The following is a 10,334-nucleotide window of genomic DNA, read 5'->3' as shown; positions in this document are numbered from 1 at the left end:
ACCGACTTGGTATCAAAACCTTGTCATGACGCCGGCTTTTGTTTTGACCTTGGTAGCGTTCTATGGGATATTTTGGCGACGCGGCGGCCAGACCCTTGGCATGCAGACATGGCGGCTAAAGACCATCAACAATGCTGGGCATTTATTGACTTGGGGACAGTCGTTTAAACGTATATTGGCGGCTTGTTTGATGCCGTTGCTGTTTGGTGTCATCGGCAGCCTGATCGGTGGTTCGCGCACGATTATGCTAACCAGTGCGTTCTTGGGTTTAATTTTTAATTACGTGTTTTGTTTGTTTAATCGCCGCGGTCTTGCCGTACAAGATATGCTCTCAAATTCCATTACTCTTAAGATGCCAAAGGTGGCGCATGAGGGACTATGGCGTGGTTTTAAAAACCGTAAGAAAAATCAATAACTGTGAGCTTGTATAGTCGATTCTAAATAAAATAGATACATCATATGTCAACGTGGAACGGGTATAAATTTTCCTTGCGTGCTGTGCCTGCGCTGCTCGATGCTGCGTAAAATTTATCCCAGTCTCACCGTATCATTTTTATACTGAACTCACTATATGATAAGCGTCATTTGTACCGCTTATCATACAGGGGTGATAAAGCGCTGGCAGTTAGCACACCTACCTCAATCTCATCTTCTCTCTACATATTGACGGTTTGCATCAGCCACAGTGTGTAGCCGACAAAAAACAGCATCAACGCGGCACCTGAGCCTCGGCCAAAGGGGCGATGTCTGATAAAAGCGGCGCCGCACAGCACGACAAGTAGCAGCGTAATCGCACTCATCGCCAGCACATCACGCGACAAAATAATCGGACTGGCGCTAATCGGAGCGATCAAGGCTGCCAGACCCACCACGCCTAAAGTGTTGAAAATATTAGAGCCGATGATATTGCCCAGCGCCATATCGTGTTCGCCTTTGCGCGCCGCTGATAGGCTGGCCACCAGCTCAGGCAAAGACGTGCCGACGGCGACGATGGTCAGACCGATAATCAGCTCGCTCAATCCCCATAGCGTCGCCAACTCTACTGCGCCCCAGACGATGGCACGCGAGCTGGCCACCAGCATGGTCAGTCCAAGGAACAACGCCCACAAACCACGTAGCAAGCTTGGCTCACTATCTGCTGCGCTCAGCGCGTCATCCACTGCGTGGTGCTCTACAATCTTATTATCATCGATATCATCGACCTTATGTGAGCTGCCTTCTCGCACGCTCAGCACGATTTGGATGCCCAAGACCACGACCAATAGTGCTAAGAGTACCAGTCCGTCAACGATACTCAGCTGCCCGTCACGCAGCTGCCACGCGGCCAAAGCAGTAATGATTAGCAATATTGGCAGATCGCGTTTTATGATGCCTTTATGGATGGTTATGGGGCTTATTAGGGCAGTTGCGCCCAGTACCAAGGCGATATTGATGATGTTTGAGCCATAGGCATTACCCAGTGCTAGCTCCGGACTGCCTTCTAAGGCGGCCAGTACCGACACCACCATTTCGGGTGCAGAAGTGCCAAGACCCAAAATAATAACTCCAATCAAAAAACTGGGTACATTGAGTTTTTTTGCCAGTGCCGTGGCACCATCAATAAAAACGTCTGCACTCCATACCAAAATTGCCAAGCCGATCAATACAGCAATAACTGCTAACCACATCAGTGTCTTTCCTTATCAATGAATCATGACATCAAACTCAAAAAACACGCCAAGCCCTGTCAAGGCGTTAAAACTTGTCGAACCGTTAAAACTAGGTTTATCTACAAAGTAGCTGGCAGGTATTGTCCAGCGCGGCTCGTCTTTAAGTTTGGATAAAAGTATAAATGTGCCAGATAAAAATGGCACAAAAAAAGCTGAATCCTCTGTAGAGTCAGCTTTTACGTACGATAATCATATATATGCCCTGACGGCTGACAGCGGTAATGCCTGATATGGGTCAGCAGCGCTTAGAGCGTCAGGCGCTTAAGCCACTTGCACAGGAATGATATTGGCGGTGTCTTTTACCGTGTTGTCTTCGTTGCAGTAGACCAGTTTTGGCTGGTGGGTCGCAGCTTCTGCTTCATCAAAGTGCGCATAAGCACAGATAATGACGATATCGCCTAAGTCTGCCATATGAGCAGCCGCACCATTTAATGAGATGATACCAGAGCCTGCTTCGGCACGAATCGCATAAGTGCGAAAACGCTTGCCATTGGTGACATTATAGATGTCGATTGATTCGTTTTCGTGCAGACCGGCGAGGTCCAATAAATCACCATCGATACCGCATGAGCCTTCATAGTGCAGCTCGGCATGAGTGACGCGGGCACGGTGAAGTTTGCATTTGAGCATATTAAGTAGCATAAGGTGCTTCCTTAGTGAAACGAATATTAAAAACAGATTAAATGAGCAAAATCAAAAGGTTAATGGGGATGATTTTGCAAAAATAAAAGGCTGGCGCAATTTTATAGCATTATTCTGGTAATTTAAAGCTATTGATTTGTGAACGGGCTTTTTCGATATCGCCGCCCAACAGCAAGGGCAACGCATCAAACGCGGCGCTCAGAGCACTGTCGATGGCAATCTGTTCATCAGGTGAGGCCTTTGAGAGGACATGTCCACTGACCTTCGATTTGTGACCTGGATGCCCGATACCGATACGCAGTCGATGAAAGTCGTTGCCGATATGCGGGGTGATATCGCGCAGACCGTTATGGCCGCCATGGCCGCCATTGGTTTTGAGCTTGATACTACCCGCTGGAATATCCAGCTCGTCGTGCGCGATCAACAGCTCATCGTTGTCGATGCCATAAAAGTTGACCATCGGTACCACCGATTGACCCGATTTGTTCATAAAGGTCGATGGCATCAGCAAGCGTACATCAGCGCCATGAATCTGTCCGCGTCCCGTTATCCCATGAAACTTTTTGTCAGGAGAAAGGGCGATATTGAACTGCTGCGCCAAATGATAGACAAACCAAAATCCTGCATTATGACGCGTAAACATATACTGCTGACCGGGATTACCAAGACCGACAATAAGCTTTATGGCCATAAAAACATCCTGCTTAAATGTGATAAATGAGCGTAAGGTTGGTCGTGCTGTCGTTTATGTCTGACAGCACTGTGATGCTTAAACTTAAACCCTACTTACAAAAACAGCAGGAGATATACATCACCTGCTGTTTTTTTTTGACGAAACGAACCTATCAGCAGGTCGACGGCATAGTGCCACGACCTAGCGGTCGTTTATTATTCGCCGTCTTCGTTTTCATCGCCTTGCTCGGTCGCAGGTACATCAGCTGCATCAACTTCGTCAGCATCTTCGTCAACTTCTTCAACCGTTGGTGGCTGCATGTTAACGATAGTACGGTCGTGTGCATCTTCCATATCAAGTTCGAAGATGATAACGCCTTCTGGTAGTTTGATGTCTGATAGACGGAATAGATCGCCGATTTCCATGCCTGATACGTCAACTTCTAGGTATTCAGGTAGTTGTGATGGTAGGCAAACGATTTCGATGTCAGAGACTAGGGTAGACAAGATACCACCAGCTTTTGTACCTGGTGCTTCTTCACGGCCAGTGAAATGCACAGGAACATTCATGTTGATCTTATGACCTTTTACAATGCGCTGGAAGTCAGCATGCATTGGGAAGCCTTTAGCTGGATGGCGTTGTAGGTCTTTGATAACGACCTGATGCGCTTCGCCATCGACATTTAGCGTCAAGATGTGTGAGAAAAACGCTTCAAATTCAAGAGACTTAACCAGCTCATTGATTTTGATAGCAACCGCAGTTGGCTCTTCGTCACCACCATAGATGATAGCAGGTACTAGGTTCTGCTTACGTAGGCGGCGGCTCGCACCTTTACCTTGCTGTTCTGCAGAACGGGCAACTGCACTTAGTTCGAAATGATTAATACTCATGGATACAATCCTATAAAAAGATAAATGAAGTGTCTGGTCATAAAAAAGTGGATTTGCGACCAACCCACTAATATGTGATGAAAGCTCGATGACTGGTCATCAGTGACGCTGACAACCAAAAAACCGAGCAATATGTTTGCCGTCATCGTTTACTGACAAATATCAGCAAAAACCTATCTGGCAAATGTGATCAGCACTTTTAAAGATGCCAACCATCAAAGATCACACAAACGGTCGGCACAGGCGCGCATTATACGTGGTTTTGTAGCAATAATAAAGACCTACACAAAATGCGAACATAAAAAACAGCGCCATATCATCAAATATGGCGCTGTTTTTTATATCAGGTGTCCGTGTAGCTGTATGTGCAAACCGCCACTGACACAGAAGTCGTTAGGCGTCAAACATGGCGCTGATAGACTCTTCGTTATTGATGCGGCGTAAGCTCTCAGCGAGCATCGGTGCGATACTGACTTGGCGGATTTTGCTACAAGATTGAGCAGCAGGAGACAATGGAATGGTATCAGTCACGACCACTTCATCTAGGGCTGATTCAGAGATGTTTTTTAGCGCATTACCCGATAGTACAGGGTGAGTGATGTAAGCCAATACGCGGCGCGCGCCGTTTTCTTTTAATGCTTCAGCGGCTTTGCATAGGGTGCCTGCGGTATCGACCATATCATCAACGATGACGCAGTCACGATCACGCACATCACCGATGATGTGCATCACTTGCGACTCATTGGCACGGGCACGGCGTTTATCGATAATCGCCATATCGGTGTCGCCCAATTGTTTGGCCATCGCACGAGCACGTACCACACCACCAACGTCAGGCGATACCACCATGATGTTGTCGTAGTCTTGTTTTTGTAGGTCATTTAACAGGACAGGGGTGCCGTAGATGTTGTCGACAGGGATGTCAAAGAAACCTTGAATCTGATCTGAGTGCAAATCTACGGTCATGACGCGGTCGATACTGACGATATTTAGCATATCGGCGACGACTTTGGCGGAGATAGGGACGCGAGCTGAGCGTGGACGACGGTCTTGACGGGCATAACCAAAGTACGGCATCACTGCTGTGATACGGCCCGCACTAGAGCGGCGCAGTGCATCCGCCATCATCATGATTTCCATCAAATTGTCGTTGGTCGGTGCACAAGTCGGCTGCATGATAAATACGTCTTTACCGCGCACGTGCTCTTTGATTTCCACGGCAATTTCGCCATCAGAAAAACGCGTGATGTCAGCTTTACCAAGAGGAATGTGTAGGTGGTCGGCGACGGTTTTCGCAAGTTCTGGATGGGCGTTGCCCGTAAAAATTGCCAAATAAGGCATGACTGAAGTCCTATTTATTGACTCAAGCAGCGACCACTAAGCAGTGTCTAACTGCCCAAATAAAGAAAAGAGTGGTGAAAGTAATTATAGACTACTAAGATAGTAAAAAATGGCAGGGGTAGCTGGACTCGAACCAACGGATGTCAGGATCAAAACCTGAGATGCCTTACCAACTTGGCTATACCCCTATTGTGGCGACCTATTATAAGTAAATTTTTAGATTTTGCAAGTCATTTGCGCCTTTTTCTGGTATTTATTCAAAATTTTTGCATTCAATTTTTTATATAGTCGATTCCAAATAACACAGATACATTATATTTCAACGTGAAGCGGGTATAAATTTTTCTGACGTGCTGTTGTGATACTTTTTTTAAATACAGTTACGTAGTCTCCATCGGCGTAGCGCGCAAGGAGTATTTATATCAGCCGTCCTAGTGTGTATAGGAAAGCCGCCGCTTTTGGGACGCAGCCTGTACTCTGATAGCGCAATTATAAGTTATCTACCAAGTGAGCAGGACAAGGCGCATTTGCCAGCCATTTTTTTATCAATGCCTTATCGGTAGTAATACTGGCATCCAATGGCAAAAACACCGCACTACCAGAGCCCGTCATGCGTGCTGTGCCCAATACTTGTGTCTCTAATCCTTGCAAATAACTCAAGGCCTCTGCAACCGCAGGAGCGAGGCTCGCTACCACTGGCGTAAACACATTATGATAGGGCGTATTCAAATTTTGAACATAATCATTGGATTGATTTTTAATCGTATCAATCGACAGAGAAGTGATATCTCGCTGTAGTTTGGGGTGGGCGAATAGTTTGGCAGTATTGACATGCGCCTTAGGCGTTAAGACTAAATACTGCTGGTCAGGTAAATTGATGGCAGTTAATTTTTCACCAATACCCATCGCAATCGCATCTTGACCAAAAATAAAGATCGGCACATCTGCGCCTACTGTCGCACCGATGCTTATCATCTCATCTTGGGAGAAGCCAAACGCCCATATCTCATTAAGTGCCAGCAGTGTCGTTGCGGCATTAGAGGAGCCACCGCCCAGCCCTGCGCCCATGGGTAAGTGTTTGTCCAGCTCAATCGTCACTGGCGTAAGCTGCTTGGGTAGCTTGTTTGACGCTATGGCCGCGGCCAATAAAGCGCGCGCCGCTTTAAAAATTAAGTTGTCTTCTATATTAGTCGTGATTGTCTCTGCACCCTCTAATACCAATAGCTGATGACAGAGGGTATCGACATCTGCTTCGCCATCAGCCGTTGGTATCACAGCACCATCTATGAGTGAAAAATGTAAATAATCGCCCCAACCAAGCAGGCGAAAAACCGTTTGCAAATCATGATAGCCATCAGCGCGCTTGCCAGTGATGTGCAAAAACAAATTGAGCTTGGCAGGTGAGAGACGAGTCATCGTAGAAGCAGATGATGCTGCTATATTTTCAATCATATGTTTTCAGTCATGTTTTTTCATCATAAGGTACAGTCATAAAAAGCTATCTTAATGAGCCATGATAGCTTTTGAAAGGCGATCCGTTGTTGATACCTGATGGACTAATGATTAATCGTCATGACAACCTTGTTGCCTTGTGGCTGCACTGCGCTGATTTTGGAAGGTCGTTTGTCTGAGCCTTTATAAGTAAAGCTAGCTGTCCACTCACCATTGACCGAGCTTATCAGGCGGTTTTGTGCATCGAGTTTGGGCGCGCTGTCTGAGGGCGCGGGGCGACCAGATATCCAATAGGGCATTTGCGAGATGGGCGCTTGCCAGCCTGTGGCTTTTTTTAGTAGGGCCTCAGGATCATCAGCGGTCAAAGTACCGGTTTTTTCGCTGACCAAGGTGGCCGTCTGACCATCGTATTCGATATTGGTTTTGCCAATGCCGAGCGCGCCGATTAGTTCAATAGCAAAACGATCGTCTTGTTGGCCCCATGCATAAAACGCACTGCCACCTTGCGCGCCGCTACTGTCGCTGGCAGGCGTGGTCACGCCAATCTTGCCGGTGATATTAAAACGCTCAAGCTTGTTTGGCTGCTCGCTGTTTTGACCTTGTATCATGGTGCCTGATTGATGGCTAGTATTGGCAGTCTTTAGAGACTGACAGCCAGAGGTAATGGCAAGGGTAGCCGCTATCGCCGTCAGCAGGGTTAGCTTTTGCGATTTAGATTTAGATTTAGACTGAAACTTAGATTCGCACTTGGATTTATATTTGGATTTAAACTCGGCAGAGAGCTGAAAAAAAAGGGTGGCAACTGGCATAAAACATCCTCAAAACAAATAAATTTGCAAAAATAATAATTTTGATCAAAGGCTAGCTTAAGCGCTATTTGTTACTCGCTTATACGCGGCTGTTAGCTTCTTATAAGTACCTTGTAACCGGTACCCGCACCTCGCTTTTGCACAGACTCTAATATAGTTGTATACGGTCGCTGATATTATGTTGACCAAATGAAAAACGCTTCTGCAAGTCGGCAAGCAAAGCCTCGACTTTTGCGTTATTGCCCAGGCCTTGGTAGGCACGTAGCAACAGCGTGCCTGAGCGTAAGGTCGGAAAGACATCATAAGGCGTCTGTAGATAGTCGATGACTTGCTGATAGCGTTGGTTGGTCAAGGCGTTACTTGCCAATATGTTGAGCGCTTGCAAGTGCAGCTCGTTGTCGTAGCGCGGATCATCATAACGAATTTGGATGATATCGGTCGCCAAGGCCAAGCCTTGCTCAGAGTTTGGCTCATTGGCCAAGAGCAGTTGGGCATAACTTAGCTGATAGGCCAGATTGCTCGGATCGAGCGCGCGCAGATGATTGAGCAAGGTGCGTTTGACGATATAGTCGTTTTTATCATCGAGGAGCTGAGCGCGAGCAAACAATAGCCTCTCATTGTCAGGGTATTTACGCGCTGCCCGAGTCAACAGCCGTAGCGCTTCATCCGGCTCGTTTTGTTGCCATAAAATATCGGCCTGCATGACATAAGTGTCAGGGGCAAAGACGCTAAATTGTTTGCGTAGTTTTTCTAAAGTGCTGATGGCGGCAGCGACATCGTCATCAAGTAGCTCAAACGCCACCACCTTTCGACGTGCCTCCAATACCAAGTCCTCTTGCATCACGGCATTGAGATAGTGCTTGGCTTGCTCAAAGCGCTGCTGACGCTCAGCACTGATACCGAGATAGTAATAAGCTTGGTCAAGGTAAGCGGGGTTTTTGGCAAGCAGATTGAGTAGATTATCCGCACTTGCATATTGCTCAATATCCAAGCTCACCAGTGCTGCTAGCAAGGTAATCTCCGCATCCTCACGAAAACGCTCGTGCGCTTGTAGTAATAATTGCCACGCCTCTTGGCTTTGTTTTAAGTCCAGTAAATAGCGAATCTCGTATAGGTACAGACTCTTGCTATCAGGGTTGCGCAAGCGCGCTTGGCTAAGGTAATTGACCACGGTTTCGGCGGTGACGATTTTGCGTAAGATATCTGCCTTTAGAGTAATAAAAGGCACATAATTAGGCTGGTGTGCCAGCGCACGGTTGATATGTACAATAGCAATCTCAGGCTCATTAAATTGATAGAGCAGGCCTGCCTTTAGTACCGATAATGACGCATTTTGCGTGCTATCGAGCGGCTGAAGCGCGGCGAGTAGATCGCGTTTGTCAGCATCGGTATTGGGATAGATACCGATTAATATCTCGCTTAAGTCGGCGCGTGGATCGTAGCGTAAGATGCGGTTTAGTGTCTCGCCTGCCAAGACGTAATCGTGTGCGCGCAGTGCCAAATGCGCGACATAAAACCAAGCAGGCACGTGATCGGGGTTTTGCTCTTGCCACGTTTTGGCAAACTGTAACGAGTCGCCCACACTCTCATTTTGTAAAGACAGGCTCAGCGCCCGCTCAAAGACAGCGGTGGCATCTTTTTTGAATGACTGCTGTTTATAAATGGCGACGGCGCGTTGTTTGTCATCGCGATCAGCGGCAAACTCTGCTGCCAAAAGCGCGTACAAGCTTGGCTCGTTTAACTCAGGCTGCCAGATACTAGCAGGAGCCAAGCGCTGCACATCGACAGTCTCTGGCAGTCTTTCGCCGGCGCTGGGTGTCGCTGCGCTCGTAAGCGTGCTGGCGCTGTTTTGCTGGTTTTCTACCTTCGCTGGGATATCGATAGCACTGGCGTGCACAGGGGCAGATAGGCACAGACAAACAGCCAACGATAGCGTTAGCCGATAGCGTTGGTACAAGCGCTCTATAATGAGGTTTAATAAAGCGCGTAGGCTCAATCGCTCATCAAGTGCTGGCGGTGCCCGAAATAATGACCCAAAAAAAATCATAAATAGCTGTGTTCGCCCGATAGTGACTGCCTAATCCATAGGTAGCGTTTAATAAGGGGTGGTTTGTCAGGTTAAGGTGCGTTTTCAATGATAATGGCTGAGATAAAAACTTAGGGTAATACTCAGATGAAAGCGCCTGTCAAACATTATAAGAGTAGAATGACAAGATAAACAATAGCAGCCGTGTTACTCAACTAGCGCACAAGCACAGATGCAGGGCGTCATGTAATGATGCCAGTCATAAAAGTCGCCTAGGTAGTTGATTTGTTGGGCAAGTGCCCAGATACAAGCAAATACTCATCCGCAGTGGGTGAGTGTTAATTAACGCTGGTAATAATGATATAATAGGCGATTTTAAGCTCTTCCTTTTAGCGCTGTCGTCGCAAACGGTATTTTTTGTTTATATATTATATATAGTAAGTTTAGGATAAAACTGAGACAGTTCCGTGTTGAAATACAATGTATCTGTTTTATTTAGAGTCGACTATATAAGAATTGGTTTATATAAACAATCAAAACACCGTATGGCTGACAGGTGAGCGTCATGTTTATGGTCTATCAATAATGAGATTAGTGGTCATTGGGGTCAATCACAAAACCGCACCAGTCGCTCTACGAGAGCGCTTGGCGCTTGTTGGTGACGATGTGAATGTCGCACTTGAGCAGTTAGAGGTTTTTACCGATGGCAGCGTGATCGTCTCGACCTGTAACCGTACCGAGATTTATGCACTGGTACCGCAGCCTGTAGAAAGCGAGCCTGCCCAGTCTGCA

9 protein-coding genes, 1 tRNA gene and 1 pseudogene are annotated in these 10,334 nt (G+C 47.0%); 2 read left to right on the top strand and 9 right to left on the bottom strand.

All coding sequences use genetic code 11. From position 1 onward, the window contains the following. The coding region (locus tag NK638_RS10435) for an RDD family protein (protein WP_274632975.1) at positions 1-415 on the top strand (415 nt) is incomplete at its 5' end. 241 nt (positions 416-656) lie between these two features. On the opposite strand, the gene NK638_RS10430 is transcribed toward NK638_RS10435, so the two are convergent. From NK638_RS10430 to NK638_RS10390, 9 genes are all read right to left on the bottom strand, one after another. Next, entirely contained in the window at positions 657-1,667 is a 1,011-nt protein-coding gene (locus tag NK638_RS10430) for a calcium/sodium antiporter (protein ID WP_274632974.1), read from the bottom strand. Positions 1,668-1,970: 303 nt separating this feature from the next. Beyond that, positions 1,971-2,351, bottom strand: a complete 381-nt coding sequence (gene panD, locus NK638_RS10425) for an aspartate 1-decarboxylase (protein WP_274632973.1) — start codon at positions 2,349-2,351, stop codon at positions 1,971-1,973. Between the two features lie 109 nt (positions 2,352-2,460). Beyond that, entirely contained in the window at positions 2,461-3,042 is a 582-nt protein-coding gene (gene pth, locus NK638_RS10420; RefSeq protein ID WP_105244644.1) for an aminoacyl-tRNA hydrolase, read from the bottom strand. Positions 3,043-3,239: 197 nt separating this feature from the next. After that, complete coding sequence (locus NK638_RS10415) at positions 3,240-3,914, bottom strand: 50S ribosomal protein L25/general stress protein Ctc (RefSeq protein WP_274632972.1); 675 nt, start codon at positions 3,912-3,914, stop codon at positions 3,240-3,242. A gap of 393 nt (positions 3,915-4,307) precedes the next feature. Then, positions 4,308-5,255 (bottom strand): ribose-phosphate pyrophosphokinase, encoded by a 948-nt coding sequence (locus NK638_RS10410; protein ID WP_058367921.1) that lies wholly within the window; start codon positions 5,253-5,255, stop codon positions 4,308-4,310. A gap of 110 nt (positions 5,256-5,365) precedes the next feature. Continuing rightward, positions 5,366-5,443: transfer RNA gene (locus tag NK638_RS10405), tRNA-Gln, on the bottom strand. A gap of 301 nt (positions 5,444-5,744) precedes the next feature. Further along, the gene (gene ispE, locus NK638_RS10400; protein WP_274632971.1) at positions 5,745-6,707 is read right to left on the bottom strand and encodes a 4-(cytidine 5'-diphospho)-2-C-methyl-D-erythritol kinase; all 963 of its coding nucleotides are present in this window, start codon (positions 6,705-6,707) and stop codon (positions 5,745-5,747) included. Positions 6,708-6,811: 104 nt separating this feature from the next. Next, entirely contained in the window at positions 6,812-7,516 is a 705-nt protein-coding gene (gene lolB / locus NK638_RS10395) for a lipoprotein insertase outer membrane protein LolB (protein WP_274632970.1), read from the bottom strand. Positions 7,517-7,664: 148 nt separating this feature from the next. Next, positions 7,665-9,563: a tetratricopeptide repeat protein gene (locus NK638_RS10390; protein ID WP_274632969.1), complete on the bottom strand. Its 1,899-nt coding sequence runs from the start codon at positions 9,561-9,563 to the stop codon at positions 7,665-7,667. Between the two features lie 564 nt (positions 9,564-10,127). Here NK638_RS10390 and NK638_RS10385 point away from each other — a divergent pair. Continuing rightward, positions 10,128-10,334: pseudogene (locus NK638_RS10385) on the top strand (glutamyl-tRNA reductase); the annotation flags it as partial.

Source organism: Psychrobacter sp. A3, from assembly GCF_028823565.1.
GTDB lineage: Bacteria > Pseudomonadota > Gammaproteobacteria > Pseudomonadales > Moraxellaceae > Psychrobacter > Psychrobacter celer.
The sequence above is the reverse complement of the archived record's forward strand: the minus strand, read 5'-3'. Positions and strand labels throughout refer to the sequence as shown.